26 protein-coding genes are annotated in these 20,943 nt (G+C 73.6%); 1 reads left to right on the forward strand and 25 read right to left on the reverse strand.

Going from position 1 to position 20,943, the window contains the following annotated elements:
* Positions 1-4: 4 nt before the first annotated feature.
* The 11 genes from M8C17_RS22110 to hisD form a co-directional block, all read right to left on the reverse strand.
* Entirely contained in the window at positions 5-1,003 is a 999-nt protein-coding gene (locus M8C17_RS22110) for a zinc-binding dehydrogenase (RefSeq protein ID WP_252418439.1), read from the reverse strand.
* A gap of 46 nt (positions 1,004-1,049) precedes the next feature.
* Positions 1,050-1,481, reverse strand: a complete 432-nt coding sequence (locus M8C17_RS22115; protein WP_256483130.1) for an organic hydroperoxide resistance protein — start codon at positions 1,479-1,481, stop codon at positions 1,050-1,052.
* A gap of 5 nt (positions 1,482-1,486) precedes the next feature.
* A complete protein-coding gene (locus M8C17_RS22120) occupies positions 1,487-1,933 on the reverse strand; it encodes a MarR family transcriptional regulator (protein ID WP_252418441.1) in 447 nt (148 codons plus the stop codon).
* A gap of 78 nt (positions 1,934-2,011) precedes the next feature.
* Positions 2,012-2,401, reverse strand: a complete 390-nt coding sequence (locus M8C17_RS22125) for a RidA family protein (protein ID WP_252418442.1) — start codon at positions 2,399-2,401, stop codon at positions 2,012-2,014.
* Positions 2,398-3,123: a bifunctional 1-(5-phosphoribosyl)-5-((5-phosphoribosylamino)methylideneamino)imidazole-4-carboxamide isomerase/phosphoribosylanthranilate isomerase PriA gene (priA, locus tag M8C17_RS22130; RefSeq protein ID WP_252418443.1), complete on the reverse strand. Its 726-nt coding sequence runs from the start codon at positions 3,121-3,123 to the stop codon at positions 2,398-2,400. Before priA ends, M8C17_RS22125 begins: the two co-directional genes overlap by 4 nt.
* Before the next feature lie 14 nt (positions 3,124-3,137).
* Positions 3,138-3,461, reverse strand: coding sequence for a hypothetical protein (locus M8C17_RS22135; RefSeq protein ID WP_252418444.1), 324 nt, complete (start codon positions 3,459-3,461; stop codon positions 3,138-3,140).
* A 39-nt stretch (positions 3,462-3,500) separates the two neighbouring features.
* Positions 3,501-4,133 (reverse strand): imidazole glycerol phosphate synthase subunit HisH, encoded by a 633-nt coding sequence (gene hisH, locus M8C17_RS22140; RefSeq protein WP_252418445.1) that lies wholly within the window; start codon positions 4,131-4,133, stop codon positions 3,501-3,503.
* 79 nt (positions 4,134-4,212) lie between these two features.
* Positions 4,213-4,386 carry a hypothetical protein gene (locus tag M8C17_RS22145; protein WP_252418446.1) on the reverse strand — a complete coding sequence of 58 codons (174 nt, stop codon included), beginning with the start codon at positions 4,384-4,386 and terminating at the stop codon, positions 4,213-4,215.
* Positions 4,386-4,997 carry an imidazoleglycerol-phosphate dehydratase HisB gene (hisB, locus tag M8C17_RS22150; RefSeq protein WP_109820540.1) on the reverse strand — a complete coding sequence of 204 codons (612 nt, stop codon included), beginning with the start codon at positions 4,995-4,997 and terminating at the stop codon, positions 4,386-4,388. The genes M8C17_RS22145 and hisB overlap by 1 nt, the downstream gene beginning before the upstream one ends.
* A gap of 55 nt (positions 4,998-5,052) precedes the next feature.
* Entirely contained in the window at positions 5,053-6,123 is a 1,071-nt protein-coding gene (locus M8C17_RS22155) for a histidinol-phosphate transaminase (protein ID WP_252418447.1), read from the reverse strand.
* On the reverse strand, positions 6,120-7,442 hold the full coding sequence (hisD, locus tag M8C17_RS22160; RefSeq protein WP_252418448.1) for a histidinol dehydrogenase: 1,323 nt from the start codon (positions 7,440-7,442) through the stop codon (positions 6,120-6,122). The genes M8C17_RS22155 and hisD overlap by 4 nt, the downstream gene beginning before the upstream one ends.
* A gap of 97 nt (positions 7,443-7,539) precedes the next feature.
* Between hisD and M8C17_RS22165 the strand changes: the two genes are divergently transcribed.
* The gene (locus tag M8C17_RS22165; protein WP_252418449.1) at positions 7,540-8,250 is read left to right on the forward strand and encodes an LON peptidase substrate-binding domain-containing protein; all 711 of its coding nucleotides are present in this window, start codon (positions 7,540-7,542) and stop codon (positions 8,248-8,250) included.
* On the opposite strand, the gene M8C17_RS22170 is transcribed toward M8C17_RS22165, so the two are convergent.
* The 14 genes from M8C17_RS22170 to ftsZ all read right to left on the reverse strand — a co-directional run bounded on the left by M8C17_RS22170 (position 8,165) and on the right by ftsZ (position 20,728).
* Entirely contained in the window at positions 8,165-9,013 is an 849-nt protein-coding gene (locus M8C17_RS22170) for a DUF2567 domain-containing protein (RefSeq protein ID WP_252418450.1), read from the reverse strand. The two genes, M8C17_RS22165 and M8C17_RS22170, sit on opposite strands and share 86 nt — an antisense overlap.
* Before the next feature lie 56 nt (positions 9,014-9,069).
* Positions 9,070-10,797 (reverse strand): AAA family ATPase, encoded by a 1,728-nt coding sequence (locus M8C17_RS22175; RefSeq protein WP_252418451.1) that lies wholly within the window; start codon positions 10,795-10,797, stop codon positions 9,070-9,072.
* A gap of 74 nt (positions 10,798-10,871) precedes the next feature.
* Positions 10,872-11,900, reverse strand: coding sequence for a hypothetical protein (locus M8C17_RS22180; RefSeq protein ID WP_252418452.1), 1,029 nt, complete (start codon positions 11,898-11,900; stop codon positions 10,872-10,874).
* A gap of 42 nt (positions 11,901-11,942) precedes the next feature.
* A complete protein-coding gene (locus M8C17_RS22185; RefSeq protein WP_252418453.1) occupies positions 11,943-12,887 on the reverse strand; it encodes an RluA family pseudouridine synthase in 945 nt (314 codons plus the stop codon).
* Positions 12,884-13,498 carry a signal peptidase II gene (lspA, locus tag M8C17_RS22190; RefSeq protein ID WP_252418454.1) on the reverse strand — a complete coding sequence of 205 codons (615 nt, stop codon included), beginning with the start codon at positions 13,496-13,498 and terminating at the stop codon, positions 12,884-12,886. The genes M8C17_RS22185 and lspA overlap by 4 nt, the downstream gene beginning before the upstream one ends.
* A 64-nt stretch (positions 13,499-13,562) precedes the next feature.
* Complete coding sequence (locus M8C17_RS22195; protein WP_074313014.1) at positions 13,563-13,982, reverse strand: TraR/DksA C4-type zinc finger protein; 420 nt, start codon at positions 13,980-13,982, stop codon at positions 13,563-13,565.
* Between the two features lie 225 nt (positions 13,983-14,207).
* On the reverse strand, positions 14,208-15,707 hold the full coding sequence (locus tag M8C17_RS22200; protein ID WP_252418455.1) for a potassium/proton antiporter: 1,500 nt from the start codon (positions 15,705-15,707) through the stop codon (positions 14,208-14,210).
* Positions 15,708-15,729: 22 nt separating this feature from the next.
* Entirely contained in the window at positions 15,730-16,035 is a 306-nt protein-coding gene (locus M8C17_RS22205) for a DUF167 domain-containing protein (RefSeq protein WP_252418456.1), read from the reverse strand.
* A gap of 9 nt (positions 16,036-16,044) precedes the next feature.
* Positions 16,045-16,716, reverse strand: a complete 672-nt coding sequence (locus M8C17_RS22210; protein ID WP_252418457.1) for a hypothetical protein — start codon at positions 16,714-16,716, stop codon at positions 16,045-16,047.
* Between the two features lie 79 nt (positions 16,717-16,795).
* Complete coding sequence (locus M8C17_RS22215; RefSeq protein ID WP_252418458.1) at positions 16,796-17,596, reverse strand: DivIVA domain-containing protein; 801 nt, start codon at positions 17,594-17,596, stop codon at positions 16,796-16,798.
* 44 nt (positions 17,597-17,640) lie between these two features.
* Positions 17,641-17,946 (reverse strand): YggT family protein, encoded by a 306-nt coding sequence (locus M8C17_RS22220; protein ID WP_030334503.1) that lies wholly within the window; start codon positions 17,944-17,946, stop codon positions 17,641-17,643.
* 30 nt (positions 17,947-17,976) lie between these two features.
* Positions 17,977-18,669, reverse strand: a complete 693-nt coding sequence (locus tag M8C17_RS22225; protein WP_252418459.1) for a cell division protein SepF — start codon at positions 18,667-18,669, stop codon at positions 17,977-17,979.
* A 191-nt stretch (positions 18,670-18,860) separates the two neighbouring features.
* Entirely contained in the window at positions 18,861-19,604 is a 744-nt protein-coding gene (locus tag M8C17_RS22230) for a YggS family pyridoxal phosphate-dependent enzyme (protein ID WP_252418460.1), read from the reverse strand.
* A gap of 8 nt (positions 19,605-19,612) precedes the next feature.
* Positions 19,613-20,728 carry a cell division protein FtsZ gene (gene ftsZ, locus M8C17_RS22235; protein WP_252418461.1) on the reverse strand — a complete coding sequence of 372 codons (1,116 nt, stop codon included), beginning with the start codon at positions 20,726-20,728 and terminating at the stop codon, positions 19,613-19,615.
* Positions 20,729-20,943: the final 215 nt, after the last annotated feature.

The following is a 20,943-nucleotide window of genomic DNA, read 5'->3' on the forward strand; positions in this document are numbered from 1 at the left end:
GGACTCACACCCGGACGAGCATCTTGCCCAGGTTCTCGCCGCGCAGCAGGCCGAGGAACGCCGCAGGGGCGTTCTCGATGCCGTCCACGATCGTCTCGTCGTAGGACAGCGTGCCCTCGCGCAGCCAACCGGCGACGTCACGCACGAACGCCGCCCGCACGTCGTTGTGGTCGTTGACCAGGAAGCCGCGCAGGGTGAGCCGCTTGCCGATGACCAGCGCCAGGTTACGCGGAGCGGCCGGCGGTTCGGTGGCGTTGTACTGCGCGATCATGCCGCAGATGGCGACCCGACCGTGCAGGTTCATGGCCGAGATCGCCGCCTCCAGGTGATCGCCGCCGACGTTGTCGAAGTAGACGTCGACGCCGTCCGGGGCGGCCGCGCGCAACGAGTCGCGGACCGGCCCGTCGTGGTAGTCGAAGGCGGCGTCGAAGCCCAGCGCCCGCAGCCGCTCGACCTTGGCCGGCGAGCCGGCGCTGCCGACCACCCGGCCGGCGCCCTTGAGCTTGGCGATCTGGCCGACCAGGCTGCCCACCGCGCCGGCCGCGGCGGAGACGAAGACCGTCTCGCCGGGCTTCATCGCGGCCACCTCCAGCAGCCCGGCGTACGCGGTCAGCCCGGTCATGCCGAGCACGCTGAGGTACGCGCTGACCGGGGCGATGCTCGGGTCGACCGCGCGGGCGGCGGTGGCGTCGAGCAGCGCGTACTCCCGCCAGCCCAGCCCGTGCAGCACGGTGTCGCCGACGGCGATGTTCGCCGCCTCGCTGGCGACCACCTCGCCGATCGCGGCACCGTCGAGCGGCGCGTCGAGCGCGAACGGCGCCACGTACGACTTGACGTCGTTCATCCGTCCGCGCATGTACGGGTCGACGGACATGTACTGGTTGCGGACCACGATCTGGCCCGGCCCGGGTGTCGGGACGTCGGTCTCGACGAGCCGGAAGTTCTCCTCGGTGGGCCAGCCCTGGGGTCGGCTGGCCAGGTGGATCTCACGGTTGCCGGTCACGGGGTGGTCGTCCTCTCGTCCGCGGTCGGGGCCTGGGTCGCGGACGTCACGCGGCCAGGGTCTCGCGGACGGTCAGCGCGACGTCGATGTTGCCGCGGGTGGCGTTGGAGTAGGGGCAGACCTGGTGGGCCTGCTCGACGAGCTGCTCGGCGGCGTCGCGGGGCACGGCGGGCAGGTCGACGACGAGCTTGACGGTGAGCCCGAAACCGCCGCTGCCGTTCGGGCCGATGCCCACCTCGGCGGCGACGACCGAGCCGGTCACGTCGGCCTTCGCCCGGCGGGCGACCAGGCGCAGCGCACCGTGGAAGCAGGCCGCGTAACCGGCGGCGAAGAGCTGTTCGGGGTTGGCAGCGCCGCCGGCGCCACCCATCTCCTTCGGCACGGCCAGGTCGAGGGCGAACGTGCCGTCGGAGGTCTCGACGCGGCCGTCCCGGCCGTCGCCGCTGGCGGTGGCGGACGCGGTGTAGAGCACCTGCATGATGGTCACTGCTCCTTCTGTCGGTGGATGGTGTCGGTGACCTGGGTGAGGGTGTCGCGCAGCGCGACCAGCTCGGCGATGCCGAGCCCGGTGGCCCGGGCGATCTGCAGCGGGACGTCGTCCACCTGCTGCCGCAGCGCCCGGCCCTGCTCGGTGAGGCCCACCTCGACCCGCCGCTCGTCGCGCGCCGATCGCCGCCGCACCACCAGGCCCGCCCCCTCCAGCCGCTTGAGCAGCGGGGAGAGCGTGCCGGAGTCCAGCCGCAGTTCGGCGCCCAGCTCGGAGACCGTGGGGGCGTCGTCGGGGCGCTCCCAGAGCACCAGCAGCACCAGGTACTGCGGGTAGGTCAGCCCGAACCGGTCGAGGATCGGCCGGTAGACGTCGGTCAGGGCGCGCGACGCGGCGTAGAGCGCGAAGCACACCTGCCGGCGCAGCACCAGGTCATCGGTCACCGTTGAACCGTAGCCCACAATTAAGTTGTGCACAACTTATCGGGGCGGAGAACGGCCAGGACAGGGACCAACCCCGCCTCAGCGGTCGCCGAGGTACGCCTCCAGCTCCACCTCGACCAGGTGCTCCGGGTCCAGCAGACCCGCCACCACCACCAGTGTCGCCGCCGGCCGGACCGCCCCGAAGAGCGCGTTGTGCGCCCGACCCACCTCGTCAGCGTGCAGCCGGTCGGTCACATACATCCTGGTCCGCACCACATCAGCCGGCTCCGCGCCCACCTCGGCGAGCGCCGCCAGCCCGATCCGCAGCGCCTGCGCGGTCTGCGCGGCGGCGTCCCCGACATGCACCACCCGGCCGTCCACCGTGGCCGTACAACCGGCCGTCCAGGCCAGGTCACCGGCCCGGACCACCCGCGAGTACCCGTACCGCTGCTCCCACGGCCCGCCTGAGCCGAGGCGGGTGACCGTCACGCCTCGGCCAGCGTCCGCAGCGCCTCGGCCACCGTGAAGGCGCCCGCGTAGAGCGCCTTGCCGGCGATCACGCCCTCCACCCCGAGCGGCTCCAGGGTGGCCAGCGCCCGCAGGTCGTCCAACGTGGACACACCACCGGAGGCGATCACCGGGGCGTCGGTACGGGCGCACACCTCGCGCAGCAGCTCCAGGTTCGGCCCGCGCATCGTGCCGTCCTTCGTGATGTCGGTGACCACGTAACGGCTGGCCCCCGCCTTGTCCAGCCGCTCCAGCACCTCGTACAGGTCACCGCCGTCGCGGGTCCAGCCGCGCGCCGAGAGGGTACGCCCCCGCACGTCCAGCCCGATGGCGACCCGGTCGCCGTACTCCCCCACCACCCGGTCGCACCAGACCGGATCCTCCAGGGCGGCGGTGCCGATGTTCACCCGGGCCGCCCCCGTGCCCAGCGCCGCGCGCAGCGACTCGTCGTCGCGGATGCCGCCGGAAAGCTCCACCTTCACGTCGAGCTGACGCACCACCTCGGCGAGCAGGTGCGCGTTGGTGCCCCGGCCGAACGCCGCATCCAGGTCGACGAGGTGGATCCACTCGGCGCCGTCCTGCTGCCACGCCAGCGCGGCGTCCAGCGGGTCACCGTAGATGCTCTCGCTACCGACGGCGCCCTGCACGAGCCGGACGGCCCTGCCGTCAGCGACATCCACGGCGGGTAACAGGGTGATGCTCAACGTCTTCTCCTCGGTCAGGTACGACGGTCCAGGGCGATCACGACGATCGCCGGCAGTACGAGCAGCAGCAGCACGATCAGGGCGATCCGCAACGCCAGATCGTCGACGAACGTCCAGAGCAGGATCACCGCGGCAGCGGTGAGCAGCACGATCGCGGCCCGCTCACCGCGGGTGTGCCGAGCCAACCGGCCCGACCGCCCCCGACGCACCTGCGGCGTCAACCGTCGCACCAGCGCCCGGCGGCGCTGCCGGCGGGCCACCCGCCGCTGCCGGACCGCCCGCTCCCGGGCCAGCTCCGCCTCACGTACCGCTCGACGACGTGCCCGTTCCCGGCTCACCAGGACCACCGCCGGGCGGGCGCCGGGCGGCCACGACCCTCAGCCACCGCTGGACAGCGTGGCGAGCCAGTTGCGCAGCAGCGCGGCACCGGTGTCGGCGGACTTCTCCGGGTGGAACTGGGCCGCCGAGAGCGCTCCGCGCTCCACCCCGGCGACGAAGTCGGTCTCGTGATGGGCCGTGGTCACCACGGCGCCGGCAGCGGCCAGCGCCGCCGGGTCACCCATCGCGTACGAGTGGACGAAGTAGAACCGGCTCTGCTCCGGCAGACCCGCGAAGAGCACCGACTCCCGGGGCGCCCGGACCGTGTTCCAGCCCATGTGCGGCAACCGGGTGGCGGCCAGCCGGGTCACCCCGCCGGGCAGCAGCCCGAGCCCCTTGGTCACCACACCGTGCTCGTCACCGTGCTCGAAGAGCACCTGCATGCCCACGCAGATGCCGAGGACCGGCCGGCCGGCGGCCACCCGCTCGGCGATCACCGGACCGGCGCCGAGCGCCTCGATCCCGGCCATGCACGCGGCGAAGGCACCCACCCCCGGCACGACCAGACCATCCGCGGCGGCCGCGGCGGCGAGATCGTCGGTCACCCGCACGTCCGCGCCCGCGGCGGCCAGCGCCCGCTCCGCCGAGCGAAGGTTGCCCGAGCCGTAGTCGAGCACCACCACGTCGCTCATGTCGTCACCCGTCCCGCACTCACGCGGAGCCACCGTTCGCTCGCGACTGCGGGGCTCCGCTGCGCTGCACTCCTCGCGCTCACGCGTTCTCCCCCGGCAGCAGCCAGAGCACGCCACCGACCGTGGCGAGCACGGCGAGCACCGCGGTGACCACCACGGCGCCCTTCGACGCACCCTGCCGGTACAGCGACCAGGCACCACCCACCAGCACCCCGGCCAGGATCAGCAACAACGTCGGCAACGCCGCACCCATCAGAGGGCCCCCTTCGTGCTCGGGATCGCACCCGCCGCGCGGGGGTCGATCGCGGTGGCCTCGCGCAGCGCGCGGGACACCGCCTTGAACTGCGCCTCCACCACGTGGTGCGCGTCCGGGTGACCGCCCGGCCGGGCCGCCCGCAGCACGTCGACGTGCAGGGTGATCCGGGCCGCCTGGCCGAAGGACTCCCAGATGTGCCGGGTCATGCTGGTCGGGTACACCGGGCCGATGTACGGCGCGAGCGCCGGCTCGTCGTGCACCACGTAGGGCCGACCGGACAGGTCCACCGCGGCCCGGACCAGCACCTCGTCCATCGGGACGGTCGCCGAGCCGTACCGCCGGATGCCGGCCTTGTCGCCCAGCGCCTGGTCGAACGCGGCGCCCAGCGCGAGCGCGGTGTCCTCCATCGTGTGGTGCGCGTCGATCTCCAGGTCGCCCACGGTGCGCACGGTCAGGTCGTAGCCGCCGTGCCGGGCGATCTGGTGCAGCATGTGGTCGTAGAAACCGACGCCGGTGCTGATCTCGGCCGTGCCGGTGCCGTCGAGGTCGATCTCGACGAGGACCTTGGTCTCCTTGGTGATCCGCTCCACCCGGGCGGTCCGGCTCATTGCTTGCCTCTCGGTCGCGACTGCGGGGCTCGCAAGCTCACTCCTCGCGCTCCCACTACACACTCTCCATGGCAGAAAGGAAGGCGTCGGTCTCGGCGGGGGTGCCGGCGGTGACCCGCAGCCAGCCGGGCAGGCCGACGTCGCGGACCAGCACACCCTGCTCCAGCAGGGCGCGCCAGGCGGTGCCCTGGTCACCGCCGGTCTCGAAGAGCACGAAGTTCGCGTCGCTGTCGGCCACCCGCAACCCGCGCTCGCGCAGCGTCGCCACGATCCGGTCCCGCTGCGCCATGATCGCGCTCACCGTACCGAGCAGGGCGTCGCGGTGGGCCAGCGCCGCGCGGGCGGCGGCCTGGGTCAGCGCGGAGAGGTGGTACGGCAGCCGGACCAGCTGCACCGCCTGCACCACCGCCGCGTCGGCGGCCAGGTAGCCCAGCCGCCCGCCCGCGAAGCCGAACGCCTTGCTCATCGTCCGGGTGACCACCAGCCGCGGGTGCCCGGGCAGCACGGCGAGGGCGCTGACCGTGCCCGGCCGGGCGAACTCGGCGTACGCCTCGTCGACCACCACCATGCCGGGCGCCGCGTCGAGCACCGCGGCGACCACCGCCGGGTCCAGCGCCGTGCCGGTGGGGTTGTTCGGCGAGCAGAGGAAGACCACGTCGGGCTGGTGCTCGCGGACCTCGGCCACCGCCTCGTCGGCGGTCAACCCGAAGTCGACGCCGCGCCGCGCCGGCACCCACCGGGTGCCGGTGCCGAGGGCCAGCAGCGGGTGCATCGAGTACGCCGGCACGAAGCCCAACGCGCTGCGCCCCGGACCGCCGAACGCCTGGAGCAGTTGCTGCTGGATCTCGTTGGAGCCGTTGGCCGCCCACACCTGCTCGACGGTGAGCCCGTGCCCGAGGTAGCCGGCCAGGTCGGCGCGCAGCGCCACGGCGTCCCGGTCCGGGTAGCGGTTCAGGTCGCGAAGCTCCGCCGCGAGTGCCTTGCCGATCGCCTCGACCACCGGCTCCGGCACCGGGTAGGAGTTCTCGTTGGTGTTCAGCCGCACCGGCACGTCCAGCTGCGGCGCCCCGTACGGCGACAGCCCGCGCAGGTCGTCGCGGATCGGCAGGTCGTCCAGCGTGCTCACGCCGATCCCCCCGGGAAGCGGGCCCGGACCGCCTGGCCGTGCGCCGGCAGGTCCTCCACGGTCGCCAGGGTGACCACGTGCGGGGCAACCTCGCGCAGCGCGTCCTCGGTGTATTCGATCAGGTGCACGCCACGCAGGAAGGACTGCACCGACAACCCGGAGGAGTGCCGGGCGCAGCCGCCGGTGGGCAGCACGTGGTTGGAGCCGGCGCAGTAGTCGCCGAGCGACACCGGCGACCAGGCGCCCACGAAGATCGCCCCGGCGTTGCGGACCCGCAGCGCCCACGTCCGGGCGTCGACAGTCTGGATCTCCAGGTGCTCGGCCGCGTACGCGTCGACCACGCGCAGGCCGGCCTCCAGGTCGTCGACCAGGACCACCCCGCTCTGCTCGCCGGTCAGCGCGGTGGTCACCCGCTCGGTGTGCTTGGTGGCCGGAACCTGCCGGGCCAGCTCCCGCTCGACCGCCCCGACGAGCGCCTCCGACGGGGTGACCAGCACACTCGCGGCGAGCGGGTCGTGCTCGGCCTGGCTGATCAGGTCGGCGGCGACGTGCGCCGGGTCGGCGGTGTCGTCGGCCAGGATGGCGATCTCGGTCGGCCCGGCCTCGGCGTCGATGCCCACCACGCCCCGCAGCAGCCGCTTGGCGGCGGTCACCCAGATGTTGCCCGGGCCGGTGACCAGGTCGACCGGCTCGCAGCGCGCGTCGCCCGCCGGGTCGACGGCGGCGCCGTACGCCAGCATCGCCACCGCCTGGGCACCGCCGACGGCGTAGACCTCGTCGACGCCGAGCAGCGCGCACGCGGCGAGCACCCGGGGGTCGGGCAGGCCGCCGTTGTCCTTCTGCGGCGGGCTGACCACCACCAGCGAGCGCACCCCGGCCGCCTGGGCCGGCACCACGTTCATCACGACGGTCGACGGGTACATGGCCAGCCCACCGGGAACGTAGAGGCCCACCCGGTCGACGGGCAGCCACCGCTCGGTGACCGTGCCACCCGGCACCACCTGGGTGGTGTGCTCGGTGCGCCGCTGGTCGTCGTGCACACGGCGGGCGCGGGTGATCGACTCCAGCAGCGCGGCGCGCACCTCCGGGTCGAGCACCCCCTCGGCCTCGGCGATCGCCTCGACCGGCACCCGCAGCACCTCCGGGGAGACGCCGTCGAACCGCTCACTGGCCTCCCGGATCGCCGGGTACCCATGCTCCCGGACCGCCTCCACCAGCGGCCGGATCCGCTCGACGGCCACGGACACGTCGAGCTGGGCACGGGGCAGCAGGCGGCGCGGGTCACCGAGACCACCGCGCAGGTCGATCCGATTCAGCACCCTTGCGAGTCTAGGCGGCCGGTCGGGAGCCCACCCGGGCCGCCCGTCCGTTCCCACGGTGAGCCGGGCCACCGCCACCGGTACTAGGCTCGACCATGTGACCGTACGGCTGCCGGTGTTCCCGCTCGCAACGGTGCTCTTCCCCGGGTTGGTGTTGCCGCTGCACATCTTCGAGGAGCGCTACCAGGCCCTCGTCCGGCACCTTGTCGGCCTGCCCGAGGGCACCCCGCGTGAGTTCGGGGTGGTGGCGATCCAGGCCGGCTGGGAGGTCGCGGCACCGCCGGCCGGGCCGGGCGCCCGGGCGATGCCGGTCAGCGGAGACGTCACCCTGCACGAGGTGGGCTGCACCGCCGAGCTGCGCCAGGTGACCGAGCTGTCCGAGGGCGGCTTCGACATCGTCACGGTCGGCCGGCGCCGGTTCCGGATCGCCGATGTCGACGAGCGCTCCGCGCCCTACCTGACCGCCGAGGTCGAGTGGCTGCCCGAGCCGGCCGGGCCGGATGAGGTGGCCGACCTGCTCGCCGCCCGCGTGATCGCGGTGTTCCGGCAGTACCTCGGCCTGATCCGGTCGGATCCGGAGGAGATCTCCGAGCAGTTGCCGGAGGACCCCACCGTGCTCTCCCACCTGGTGGCGGCGACTGCGGCGCTCACGGTCGACGACCGGCAGCGGCTGCTGGCGATCGACGACACGGCCGCCCGGCTCCGTGCCGAGTTGCGGCTGCTCAATCGCGAGGCGGCTCTGCTGCGCGAGGTGCGGGCGGTTCCGGTGCCGTTGGCGGAGCTGGCGTCCCCTCCGACGCCCAACTGAACGGGGCCGGGTCGGGCTCCGGGCGCAGGGACGGCCAGCGCGACCAGCCGGCCAGCAGGGTGTACATGATCGCTGCGCCGAACGCCGGCAGCAGCAGGTTGCCGTGCGGCACCGGCAGCACGCCGAGCAGCCAGTCGACGCCGCCGGCCCGCAGGTCGGCGGGTTTGGTGAAGGCCTGGCCGGGCGGGGCGGTGTCCAGCAGCCGGTCGAAGGTGGCCAGGCCGATCCGCCGCCCGACCTGCCAGGCGACCGGCGCGGCGGCCAGCGCGCCCAGCACGGCGGAGAGCAGCCCGACCGGGCCGCGCCACCGGCGCAGCGCGAACCACAGGACGAGTGCCGCGAGCGCCCCGAAGGCGAGCCCCAGCAGGCTGAACCAGCCGTCGGCGGCGATCGGCTGCTCCGGCTGCGGCTGCGCGTAGATCGCCCCCTCGGCGGTCTTGAGCACCGGGGTGTCCGGTGCGAGCGCGGCCCAGAGCAGCCCGAGCAGCGCACCCAGCACGGCCAGCGTGAGCACGGTGCCGAGCACCGTCGCGGCGGCCCGCAGCGGGCGACGCGGCTGGTCGACGTTCTGCTCCGGCGAGCCCTCGTACGCCGTCGGGGACAGGGGATCTGCCGGATCGAACCCGGCCGGCGACGACGGTCGGTCCGGCGGCGGCACGGCCGTCGGCTCGGCGGACGACGGCGTCACCCCCGACGCGCCGGGCGGCGCGGGCCGGTCGGTCTCGTCGACGGGCCGCTCAGGGTCGGGGGTGTCCGTGCTCACCGGATGATCCTCTCAGGCCCCGTGGCGGGCCGGGGTGCCGGTGGCGGCAGACCAGCTCACCGGGCGAACGGCTCCACCATCATCGCCGCCGCCCGCAGCCACGCCTGCCGGGTCTCCGGTTGGAGCTGGTGGTACTCGATCGACGAGCCGGTCTCCAGCGCCGGGTCGTACGGCACCACGGCCACCCCACGGGTCCGGGTGGCGAAGTGCCGCTCCAGGTCGTCCTGAAGGGCCAGGCGACCCGGCGTCGGGCAGGAGATGAGGGTGATCGCGTTGTCGGCCAGCTCGCCCATGCCCTCCTCGTGCAGCAGGTCGAGCATCCAGTCGGCGCTGAACGCCGCGTCCTCACGGGGCACGGTGGTCACCACCAGCTGGTCGGCGGCCTGCATCACGGTGCGCCAGTTGGGGCTCTCCACGTTGTTGCCGGTGTCCACGCAGACCACGTCGTGGGTACGCCGCAGCAGCTCCAGCACCCGCCGGACGGTGAACTGGTCCAGCCGCTGGGCGAAGCGCGGGCTCTCCTCGCCGGCCAGCACGTCGTACGAGCCGTCGGAGGCGTGCCGCAGGTAGTCGTCCAGCCGCTCCAGCAGGGTCTCCCCCTCCAGGATCTCGATCTGGGCGAGGTCGGTGATGAGGTGGCGGATGGTCCGGGCGTGCCGGGCGCTGCCGGCGCGCAGGCCGAGGGTGCCGCGCAGCTCGTTGTCGTCCCAGGCCAGCACGCCCTGCCCGCGGACACTGCCGACCGTGGCCGCGGCGAGCACGGTCGCGGTCGTCTTGTGCACCCCGCCCTTGGGGTTGGCGAACGCGAACACCCGAGGGGTGCCCAGGTCCCGGCGGAGCACGCCGTTGGCCCGCTCCACCTCCGGGTCGGCACCCTGCGGGCGCCACTCGATCCGGGGCGGGAAGCCGCGCTCGGCGATCGCCGAGCCGACCGCCGGAGCGGGCGGTGGGGTGACCGGCGGCGCGGGGGGTACGACCGGCGGCGCGGGCGCGACCGGCGGCGCGGGTGCGACCCGAGGCGCGGGTGCGACCGGCCGGGGCGGTGCGGCGGGAGGCGGCGCGGGCACGGGATAGCCGGTCTCCGGCTGGTAGCCGGTCTCCAGCAGCGCGTACCGGGACTCCGCCGGCGGGTTGCCGTTCCGGTAGCCGTTGTCCAGCAGCGCGTAGCGCGACTCGACCGGCTCGGCCCGACGCGGCGGCGGCTCGGGCTCGGGCTCGGCCCGGTATCCCGGCTCCGCCCGGTACGCCGGCTCGGCCCGATAGGTCGGCTCCGGCCGGTACGCCGGCTCGGGTCGGTACGCGGGCTCCGCCCGGTAGTCCGGCTCGGCCCGGTACGCCGGCTCCGCCCGGTAGTCGGGCTCGGCCCGGTACGCCGGCTCCGCCCGGTAGTCGGGCTCGGCCCGGTACGCCGGCTCCGCCCGGTAGTCGGGTTCAGCCCGGTACGCCGGCTCCGCCCGGTAGTCCGGCTCCGCCCGGTATCCCGGCTCGACCCGGTAGGCGGGGTCGACCCGATAGGTCGCCTCGGCCCGGTAATCGGGCTCCGCACCGTACGACAGCTCGGCCGGATGCCCGATGGCCTGCGCCCGCCCGGCGTAGCCGTTGGGGGCCGCGCGCCGTGGCAGGTTCTCCGGCGGTGGTTCGTCGGCCGGGCGCTCGGACTCGGCCTGCTCCGCGGCGCGGCCGCCCCGGGCGCGGTCCAGCAATGCCCGCCACCGCGGCGCTGGTTCGGCCGGCCGGCCCCAGCCGGTCTCACTGCCCTCCACGGCCCGCCCTCCCAGCGCCATCGATCTCCGTCTGACAGGCTACGAAGGAAACCCTATTCGGACCACACCACCGAGCGCACACCACCCGGCGCTGATCACGACGGGGTGGGTGCCAACGGCGCGGAACCGGTGGCGTCCGGGGAGGTGGTGACGGTTGGCGGGGCAGACTCGGTGGGCGCCACCGACGACGACCCGGGTGACGGAATCGTCACGACCGGTGCGGGTTCCGACGATTCGCCCACCGGCGCCGAGGGCGCGGGCGTCACCGACGCCGGCTCCTCGCGCCGGTCCGGGGTCGGCTCCGGGGTCGGCCCGCTGTCGGCCGGCGGACGGACCACGTCGCGCTGCTCCGGCAGGGGCGGCGTGAAGACCGTGCGGTCCAGCCGGTACACCTCGGGGGCCGGGTCGACCGCCCGCACGTCCGGCCGGGCCGCCACACCGCGCAGCAGCCCCGGCGTCGCCCGCACCACGGCCGCGTAGACGCAGGCGCAGCCGCTGCGGTACGCCTCCGCCTCGGCGGCCGCCACGTCCGCACCGCTGACGTACCGCTCGCGCAACTCCCGCTCGGCGGCGCCGTCGCCGGTCACCGCGGCGGCCCTGGCCCGGTAGTCGGCGGCCTCGGTGTCCTTGCGGGAGGCGACCTGGGCCATCCCGGCGACCACGTCGTCCGGCACCAACAGCGCGGGAATCCGCACGATCTCGGTCTGCCGGCCGGGCAGCGGCACCCGCCCGAAGACCGTCGAGACGCCCACGTCGCCGAGCACCGCCGCGAGTCGCTGCGGTGGCAGGTACGCGTCCAGCGTGACCAGGGCGTAGGTGCCGTCCCCGCTGGTCGGCGCCGTCGTGGGCAGCGCGGCCAGGTCGGCGGCGGCGGACCGCAGGTAGCCGGGCACGGAGTCGCCGTCGACCACCCCGACCCGGGTCACCTCGCCCACCGTCCGGTCGCCGACCGGGGTGTCGTCGGCCGCCCAGACGGCGGTGGCCAGCACCGCCGCCGAGGAGACCAGAGCGGCCCAGGTGAGCACCCCGGACCGCGCCGACCGGTCACCCAACCGGGACACGGCCCGGGTCAGCGGCGGCAGCAGCCGTTGGTCCAGCTGCCGCAGCAGGTCGCCGGCGCGCACGGGCGGGATCCCCTCGTCGGATCGGTGTCGGGCGGTCGCCGCTCAGTCACGCAGGACCTGGAGCGCGCGTTCCAGGTCGTCAGGGTAGTCGCTGACGAACCGGACCTCGTCCCCCGTTCGGGGGTGCAGGAAGCTCAGTTCGCGGGCGTGCAGCCACTGTCGGGCCAGGCCGAGCCGGGCCGAGAGGGTGGGGTCGGCGCCGTAGGTGAGGTCGCCCACACAGGGGTGCCGCAGCGTGGAGAAGTGCACCCGGATCTGGTGGGTCCGGCCGGTCTCCAGCCGGACGTCGACCAGGCTGGCCGCCGGGAACGCCTCCAGCGTGTCGTAGTGGGTGATGCTGGGCTTGCCGCCGGAGACCACCGCCCAGCGGTAGTCGTGGGTGGGGTGCCGGTCGATCGGCGCGTCGACGGTGCCGCGCAGCGGGTCCAGGTGTCCCTGCACCACCGCGTGGTAGCCCTTGTCCACCTCGCGGTACTTGAAGGCCCGCTTCAAGGCGGTGTACGCCTGCTCGCTCTTGGCCACCACCATGATCCCGGTGGTGCCCACGTCGAGCCGGTGCACGACACCCTGCCGCTCGGCCGCGCCGCTGGTGGAGATGCGGTGCCCGATCGCCGCCAGCGCGCCGATCACGGTCGGGCCCGTCCAGCCCGGGCTCGGGTGGGCGGCGACGCCCACCGGCTTGTCCACCACCACGATGTCGTCGTCGGCGTACACGACCCGCAGGCCGGGCACCGCCTGCGGCACGACGGTCGGCGGCGCGACCGGCGCGGGGAGCGTGACGTCCAGCCAGGAGCCGGCCTTGACCTTGTGCGAGTTGGGCCGGGCAGCGCCGTCGACCAGGGCGTCCCCGGCATCGACCAGGGCCGCGGCGGCGGTGCGGGAGAGCCCGAACAGTCGGGACACCGCCTGGTCCAGCCGCATCCCGTCGAGGCCGTCGGGGACGGGCAGCGAGCGGTGGTCGCCGCCGCCGGCGAACGCGGAGGTCATGCCCGCTCCCGCTGGTCGACGCCCTGGGTGGCGCTCGTGTCGACAGGGTCGCCGTCGCGGCCGACCCGCCGGCCGTCACGCTGACGGCCGGTCAGCTCCAGCAACACGGCCAGCACCACGCCGCAGACCAGCGAGCTGTCGGCCAGGTTGAACACCGGCCAGACCTGGCCGTACGCGTCGAAGAGGCTGATCATGTCGACCACGTGCCCGTGGAAGGGGGCGGGCGCCCGGAAGATCCGGTCGACGAGGTTGCCCAGCGCGCCGCCGAGCACCAGGCCGAGGGAGACCGCCCAGGGCAGCGAGCGCAGCCGCAGCGCCATCCAGACGATCCAGCCGACCACGCCGATGGTGATCAGCGGGAAGACCCAGGTGTGGTCCGAGCCGATGCTCCACGCCGCACCGCTGTTGCGCGTCAGGCTCAGGTAGACCAGGCCGCCGAGCAGCCGGACGGGTTCCCGGTCCGTCAGCGCGGCCAGCGCGAGGTGCTTGGTGACCAGGTCGGCCAGCAGTGCCACCAGGGCGACTGCGGCGAGGATCCCGACGACCCTGGGCCGGGCCCTACCTCCGCCCGGGTCGGTGCGGCCGGGTTCGGCGGACGGTGCTGCGGTCATGCGCTCCCCATCGACAGTCTCGGCGGTGATCGCTCACCGTCTCATCGCCGCCGGGGAGCGGACCTCAGCGCCGCTCCTCCAGCTGCTTGCACGTCACGCACAGGGTGGCGGACGGGAAAGCGGCGAGGCGCTCGACCGGGATCGGGTTGCCGCACCGCTCGCACCAGCCGTATCCACCCTCGTCGAGGCGCTCCAGAGCGCGCTCGACCTGCGTGATCCGTTCCAGGATGCTGTTGGCGAGAGAGATCTCCTGCTCCCGCTCGAGCGTCTTGGTGCCCGTGTCGGCCTGGTCGTCCCCGGCCGAGTCGGTCAGCCGATCGCGCTGCAGCTCGGTGATCTCACTCAGAGTCTGATCGTACTCGGCGCGAAGCTCGTCCCGCCGAGCCGCCAGCGCCGCACGGATCTTCTCGGTCTCCGCCGCGCTGCGGGTGGCCTTGGCCACCGGCTTGCGGCCGGCGGTCCTGGTGTCGGCGGGCTTCGCCATGGGTCGCTCCCTCGGCCGCGGCACCGCATGGTCCGCGGCGCCTGGTCAGGGGGCGCCAACCAGGGCGTCCCCTATGTACGAAAAGGGGCGCGCAGCGACGATGGCCGCGCACTCCGGAGGTTGGCAAGAATACGGAACGTACAGGCGTCCGACAACGTGCCGCACCGTCGCACCGCTTAAGAGCCCCTAGCCTTGCCTAACTGGGGCAAAAGGAACGCTAGCAGATCAAGGCGGCACCTCATCCCCGTACTCACCAAACCACCGGGCCAGCCGACCCCGCCGGCTGACCGCCCGCAGCCGCCGCTCGGCGGCGTCGCGCACCCCGGCGGTCGCCACGATCAACAGGCTGTCGCCGGTCTTCAGCCGAGTGTCCGGACCGGGCACGAAGCCCACACCGTCGCGCAGCACCAGGGTGACCGAGGCGCCCAGCGGCAGCCGGAGCTCGTCGACGTGCACACCGGCCAGCCGCGAGCCCGGCGGCACCTCCAGTTGGAGCAGGTCGGCCCGCATCCGCTCCAGCGGGGCGGTCTCCACGTGGATCTCGGTGGCCTCGGCCGGCGCGGTCATCCCCAGCCGGCGGGCGAACGGCCCGAGCGTCCCGGTCTGCACCAGCGTGAAGATCACTACCAGGACGAAGACCGCGTCGAAGAGCCGCTCCGCGCCCGGCACCCGCTCGGAGAGCGGAATGGTGGCCAGCACGATCGGCACCGCACCGCGCAGCCCGGCCCAGGACAGGAACGCCTGCTCGCGGAGGCCGACCCGGAACGGCAGCGCCGACACGAACACCGACAGCGGCCGGGCCAGCAGCACCAGCGCCAGCCCGGCGACCACCGCCGGCAGGACCGCCGCGTCCAGCCGGCCCGGGGAGGCCAGCAGACCGAGCAGCACGAACAGACCGATCTGGGCCAGCCAGGCCAGCCCGTCGGCGAAGCCGAGGATCGCCTGCCGGTGCGGCAGCCGGGCGTTGCCCAGCAACACACCCGCCACGTAGACGGCGAGGAACCCCGAGGCGTGCAGCACCGCCCCGGCCGCGTACGCCAGCACGGTGATCCCCACGGCGGCAATGGGGTAGAGCCCGGAGGACGGCAGCGCCGCCCGGCGCAGCGCCCACGTGCCGCCCAGGCCGACGCCCACGCCCACCGCCGCTCCGACACCCAGCTCGTAGGTGACCAACCCGGCCTCGTACCACCACGGGTGCGCCCAGCCCTCATGGGACAGCAGCACCACCAGCAGCACCACCGGGGCGTCGTTCATGCCCGACTCGGCCTCCAGCGTGGCCACCGGCCGGGGCGGCAGGCGCAGCCGGCGCAGGGTGGCGAAGACCGCGGCCGCGTCGGTGGAGGAGAGCACCGCGCCGTAGAGCAGCGCCAGCCGCCAGTCCAGCCCGAGCAGCAGGTGCACGGCGACGCCGACCACCCCGATGCTGACCAGCACGCCGACCGTGGAGAGTGCGCTGGCCAGCCCGAGCACCGGGCGCAACGTGCTCCACCGGGCGGTCAGGCCGCCCTCCGCGATGATCACGATCAGCGCGCAGAAGCCGAGGGTCCGGGTCAGCTCGGCGTCGTCGAAGTTGATGCCCAGCCCGGACTCGCCGATCGCCACGCCCAGCGCCAGGTAGACCAGGAGGCTGGGTACGCCGAGCCGGGTGGAGAGCCGGACCGCGCCGACCGCCACCAGCAGCACGGCAGCGCCGAGCAGCAGCGCGATATCCAGCCCGGGCGTCACGGTTGCCTGGCCCGGGCGTTCCTCACCCGGCGGATCCGTCGCGCAGTCGGCGCAGCACGTCGGACAGCTCGGGGCCGGGACGGTCGACGAGGAAGAGCTTGTCGCGACTGGCCGCGCCGGTACGCAGCGACACCGCCGCCGGCCGGACACCCAACGCCCCGGCCAACGCCCGGCGGGCGGCCTCGGTGGCGCGACCGTCCACGGCGGGAGCGTGCACTGCGATCACCAGGGCAGGGCCGTGCGGGCCGTCGAACCGGCCACCGACCCGGTCCCGGGACGCGCCGGGCTTCACCCGTACCGCCACGGTGAGCGTGTCCTGCGCGGGCATGGGCGCGTTTCAGATCGGCCGGGCGTCGGCGAGCAGGGCGGTGGCCGGCGCGCAGTGCCCGCACGGGGTGAAGCCGAGCTCGACGGCCTCGGCGACCGGCAGCGTCTCGGGCACCCGGCCGACCAGGTGGGGGCATTCGGCGAGGTGGTACCGGGGCCGACCGTCCACGACCTCGACGGGGTCGGGCAACCGGGCCACCCGGGCCGCCTCGGCCGGGGTGATCGGTTGCGCGGTCGGCTCGTCGTCCGCCGCCTCGGCGCCCACGCGTGGATCCCAGTCCGCTGGCGCCGCGAAGGGCGACGCCGGAGTGACGGGTGCCGCCGGGGACGACTCGTGGTCGGCCGGCGGCTCGGGTGGTTGCCGCCACCCGGTGCCGCCGGTTCCGACCGTCGTGGGCACGTGCTGGACCGGCACGTCCGGCTCGACCAGCGGTGGCCCGTACGCGACACCCGGTCCGGCCTGGTTGGCCGTGCGGGGCGTTGCGGGATGCCGCCGGCCGGCCTGACCGGGATCCGCCGTCGCGCGGTTGGCGGCTGCCTGGCGGGCGCCCACCACCAACGCCACGGCGGCCAGCAGACTGGCCGCGATGGAGATGACCAACATGATGCTGGAGCCACCGGCCAGGCCGAGCACCAGCAGCACCACCGCGACGAGGATGAGCAGGAGACTTGCGACAATCACGGCTCACCCCCGCCGCGTCGTACCGTCCAGGCGGGGCCGGCGACCGTCACCATCGGCGGACGCGATCGCCGGCCGGTGCTCAGCGTCCGGCTTCGAGGGCGCCGGAGCGCCCGCCGCCGTACGAACCGGCGAGACCCGCGGCGGCCAGCCCGTTGCCACCGGCAACCCGGCCTGCCTCGGAGCGGGTCATCTCGGCCTCGAGGCCCTGGCCGCGACCGTCGAGGTCACGCAGCTGGCTCTCCAGGTACGCCTTGAGGCGGGTGCGGTACTCGCGCTCGAACTGCTTGAGCTCCTCGATGTGCTTCTGCAGCGCCGTGCGCTTGGCGTCCAGGCCGCCCATGGCCTCCTGGTGCCGCTGGCGGGCGTCCCGCTCGAGGGCGTCGGCCTTCGCGCGAGCCTCGCGGGTCACCTCCTCGGCCTTGCCGCGTGCCTCGGACAGGAGCTGGTCGGCCTCGCGGCGGGCGTCGGACACGTGGTCGTCGGCGGTGCGCTGGGCCATCATCAGCACCCGGAGAGCCTGCTGCTCACCGTCACCGGTGACCGCCGGGCCGCCGGTCGCGCGGACCTGCTCCAGCTCGGCCTGCATGGCGCGGGCGGCCTGCTCGGCCGATGCCTTGTCGCGCTGCACCCGGTCCAGCTGGGCCTTGACGTCGTTGAGCTCCGCCGCAAGTCGGGCGTCGCCGCCGGGGCCGGCGGGGGCACCGCCACGGCCGCCGCGCTCCACCTGGGCGCGCAGCTCGTTGTTCTCCTCGATGAGACGGGCGAGCTCGCGCTCGACCTCGTCCAGGAAGGCGTCGACCTCCTCCTCGTCATACCCCCGCTTGCCGATCGGCGGCTTTTTGAAGGCGACGTTGTGGACGTCGGCCGGGGTCAGCGGCATCGAAACTCCTCGGGTCAGTTGCGGCCGCGAAAGCGCGTCGGTCATCAGGCAGATGCCCTGATCGACGGCCCTAACACGAACTCCATCAGCACGAACAGGATAACCAGGAGCACAAGGGAGGCCAGGTCGATGCTCACGGTACCAATTCGCAGCGGAGGGATCACACGCCTCAACGCGTTGAGAGGGGGATCAGTGACGCTCCACACGGATTCCAGTCCTGCCGATGCTCCACGCCCCGGTTGCCACCGGCGGCCGTACTGCAGGACGGCGCTCAGCACGAACCTGGACAGAAGAAGGAGCAGGAAGACATAAAGGATCAGGTACAACACTTGCAGTAAGATCGACAACACGGTCAGCGACGTCCCTCGGGTCGGGCGGGATCAACTCAGACTGAAAAAGCCGCCCTCAGCGATCTTGGCCTTGTCCTCCGCGGTGACCTGGACATTGGCCGGTGAGAGCAGGAACACCCGATTGGTCACGCGCTCGATCGTACCGCGCAGCCCGAACGCCAGACCGGCGGCGAAGTCAACCAGACGGCGGGCGTCGGCCTCATCCATTTCGGTGAGGTTGATGATCACGGGAACACCGTCGCGGAAGTGCTCACCGATGGTGCGCGCCTCCCGGTAGGTGGTCGGGTGCAGCGTCGTGATCTGGTAGCGCTGCTCCTCCTCGGGCACCGCACGCTCACGCACGCTGGCCTGCGGCGCGAGGGCGAGGTTGTCCCGGGTGTGGTAGGTCAGCGCGCCGGAGGTCTCGCCGGCCGACGACCGGGTGATCGACCGGACGCTGGACCGCTCGGCCCGCTCCGGACGCTCGCCGTCGCCCCGGTCGGAGTCGCCGAGCCGCCCGTTCGCACGCTCGGAGAGCCGACCGCGCTCACTGGCCCGCGGCCGGGGAGCCGGTGGCTCCTCGGCGTCCTCGTCGTCCTCGTCAGCGAACTCCTCGGAGTACCGGCTCTGCCGGTACCGCGAGTCGCGGTAGCCACCCTTGTCGTAGCCACCGTCGTCGTAGGCCCGCTCGTCGTCCTCTTCGACCAGACCGAGCCAGACCCCCGCCTTGCGCAGTGCACCCATCCCGCGCCCTTCCGTCCGCCGTGCGGCACGCGCCCCCGTGCCATGTCGCCCGTCGCGAGTGGACAACTCATGCCCATCGGACCGGAACGGCAATCCCCTGGCGCGCGATTCGCGTCGCGCGCCACGACCCCCGACAAGGAGACGCCGTCCCTGAAACAACACTGATGTAATTTGCTTCTTTCGCGGTCAGGCTACCGCAGCGTGGGGCGCATTCCGAGTAACGCGCTACCGACGCGGACATGTGTCGCGCCGTATCGGATCGCGATTTCCAGGTCGCCGCTCATTCCAGCGGACAACGCGCTCGCTCCCGGGTGGACCGTGCGAAACGCCTCGGCCACCTCGGCCAACCGGGCGAAGGCCCGCTCCGGCGCCCAACCCAGCGGCGCCACCGCCATCAGGCCGGCGAGCCGCAGCGCCGGCGAGCCGGCCACCGCCTCGGCCACCGGCTCCAACCCGACGCCCGGGTCGGCCGAGTCGGGCAGCGCGCCGCCCCGGGCCGGGTCGCCGTCGATGCTCACCTGCACCAGGGCCGCCAACGGTCGCTCCCGGTCGGCCGCAGCCGTGCCCAGCGCCCGGGCCAGCCGGACGCTGTCGACGGAGTGCACCACATCGGCGTACCGGACCACCGAGCGGGCCTTGTTGCGCTGCAGCTGACCGATGAAGTGCCAGCGCGGGCTCACCCCGGCCGCCGCCACCTCGGCGGCCTTGCCGGCCGCCTCCTGGTCGCGGTTCTCCCCCATGTCGGTCACCCCGAGCCCGGCCAGCGCCAGTACGTCGCCGGCCGGGTAGGTCTTGGTCACCGCGATCATCGTGACCTCGGCACGGTCCCGGCCGGCGTCGGCGCAGGCGTCGGCGATCCGGGCCCGGACCTGGGCCAGGCCGGCCGCGAGTTCGGCACGCCGGTCGGGTCGTACCGTGGCTGAGCTGTCGGTCACGGCGGTGCTCAGGACCCGTTCTTGAGGAAGTCGGGCACGTCCACGTCGTCGAAGAGCACCCGGCGCGGGGACTGGGTCGGTGCCGGCATGGTGACCGGCGCCGCGACCGGAGCGCTCTGCGGCGCCGGCTGGTTGGTGTTGGTCTTGCGGGCCGGCTCGGCCGCCTTGTAGGCCGGGGTGCCCCCGTCGAAGCCCGCCGCGATGACCGTCACGCGCACCTCGTCGCCGAGCGCGTCGTCGATCACCGCGCCGAAGATGATGTTGGCGTCCGGGTGGGCCGCGTCGGTGACCAGCTGGGCCGCGTCGTTGATCTCGAACAGACCCAGGTCGGAGCCGCCGGCGATGGAGAGCAGCACGCCGCGCGCGCCGTCCATGCTCTGCTCCAGCAGCGGGCTGGAGATGGCCGCTTCGGCCGCCTCGACGGCGCGGTTCTCGCCGCGGGCGCTGCCGATGCCCATCAGCGCGCTGCCGGCGCCGCTCATGACGCTCTTGACGTCGGCGAAGTCCAGGTTGATCAGACCCGGGGTGGTGATCAGGTCGGTGATGCCCTGCACACCGGAGAGCAGCACCTGGTCGGCGGTGCGGAACGCGTCCATCATGCTGATGCCGCGGTCGCCGAGTGCCAGCAGCCGGTCGTTCGGAATGACGATCAGGGTGTCGCACTGGTTGCGCAGCTCGTCTATCCCGGTCTCGGCCTGCACCTGGCGGCGCTTTCCCTCGAAGGAGAACGGCCGGGTCACCACGCCGATGGTCAGCGCGCCGAGCTTGCGGGCGATGTTCGCCACGACGGGCGCGCCGCCGGTGCCGGTGCCGCCGCCCTCGCCGCAGGTCACGAAGACCATGTCGGCGCCCTTGAGCACCTCCTCGATCTCGTCGCGGTGGTCCTCGGCGGCGTTCTTGCCGACGTCCGGGTTGGCCCCGGCGCCCAGTCCACGGGTCAGCTCGCGGCCGACGTCGAGCTTGACGTCGGCGTCACTCATCAGCAGCGCCTGGGCATCGGTGTTGATCGCGATGAACTCGACGCCCTTGAGCCCAACCTCGATCATCCGGTTGACGGCGTTGACGCCGCCACCCCCGATGCCGACGACCTTGATGACCGCCAGGTAGTTGTGCGGAGGTGTCATCTCCGGTCCTTTCCCTTCGAGATTGGCTTCGGCCGACCGGGTACGGCGTGGCCTGCCCAGCGGCCGACGACAGCTGCAACCATGAGGATCAGAGCTGAACCCTCACCCTCTACTAGAGGCTTACAGTTATGTCAACCACTGATCCTCTTCGGGGCAACGTAAGCGCCGCCGCCCGATGAGCCAAGGACCCGACCGGCGTGTCGCCCGCCGGAGCG

Source organism: Micromonospora sp. RHAY321 (assembly GCF_023896955.1).
Taxonomy (GTDB): Bacteria; Actinomycetota; Actinomycetes; order Mycobacteriales; family Micromonosporaceae; genus Micromonospora.

Coding starts and splice junctions, on each gene's coding strand:
- M8C17_RS22115 (WP_256483130.1), bottom strand. CDS start 1,481: ATGCAGGTGCTCTACACCGCGTCCGCCACCGCCAGCGGCGACGGCCGG.
- hisH (WP_252418445.1), bottom strand. CDS start 4,133: ATGAGCGACGTGGTGGTGCTCGACTACGGCTCGGGCAACCTTCGCTCG.
- M8C17_RS22145 (WP_252418446.1), bottom strand. CDS start 4,386: ATGGGTGCGGCGTTGCCGACGTTGTTGCTGATCCTGGCCGGGGTGCTG.
- hisB (WP_109820540.1), bottom strand. CDS start 4,997: ATGAGCCGGACCGCCCGGGTGGAGCGGATCACCAAGGAGACCAAGGTC.
- M8C17_RS22175 (WP_252418451.1), bottom strand. CDS start 10,797: ATGGCGCTGGGAGGGCGGGCCGTGGAGGGCAGTGAGACCGGCTGGGGC.
- M8C17_RS22185 (WP_252418453.1), bottom strand. CDS start 12,887: ATGACCTCCGCGTTCGCCGGCGGCGGCGACCACCGCTCGCTGCCCGTC.
- lspA (WP_252418454.1), bottom strand. CDS start 13,498: ATGACCGCAGCACCGTCCGCCGAACCCGGCCGCACCGACCCGGGCGGA.
- M8C17_RS22195 (WP_074313014.1), bottom strand. CDS start 13,982: ATGGCGAAGCCCGCCGACACCAGGACCGCCGGCCGCAAGCCGGTGGCC.
- M8C17_RS22205 (WP_252418456.1), bottom strand. CDS start 16,035: ATGCCCGCGCAGGACACGCTCACCGTGGCGGTACGGGTGAAGCCCGGC.
- M8C17_RS22215 (WP_252418458.1), bottom strand. CDS start 17,596: ATGCCGCTGACCCCGGCCGACGTCCACAACGTCGCCTTCAAAAAGCCG.
- M8C17_RS22225 (WP_252418459.1), bottom strand. CDS start 18,669: ATGGGTGCACTGCGCAAGGCGGGGGTCTGGCTCGGTCTGGTCGAAGAG.
- ftsZ (WP_252418461.1), bottom strand. CDS start 20,728: ATGACACCTCCGCACAACTACCTGGCGGTCATCAAGGTCGTCGGCATC.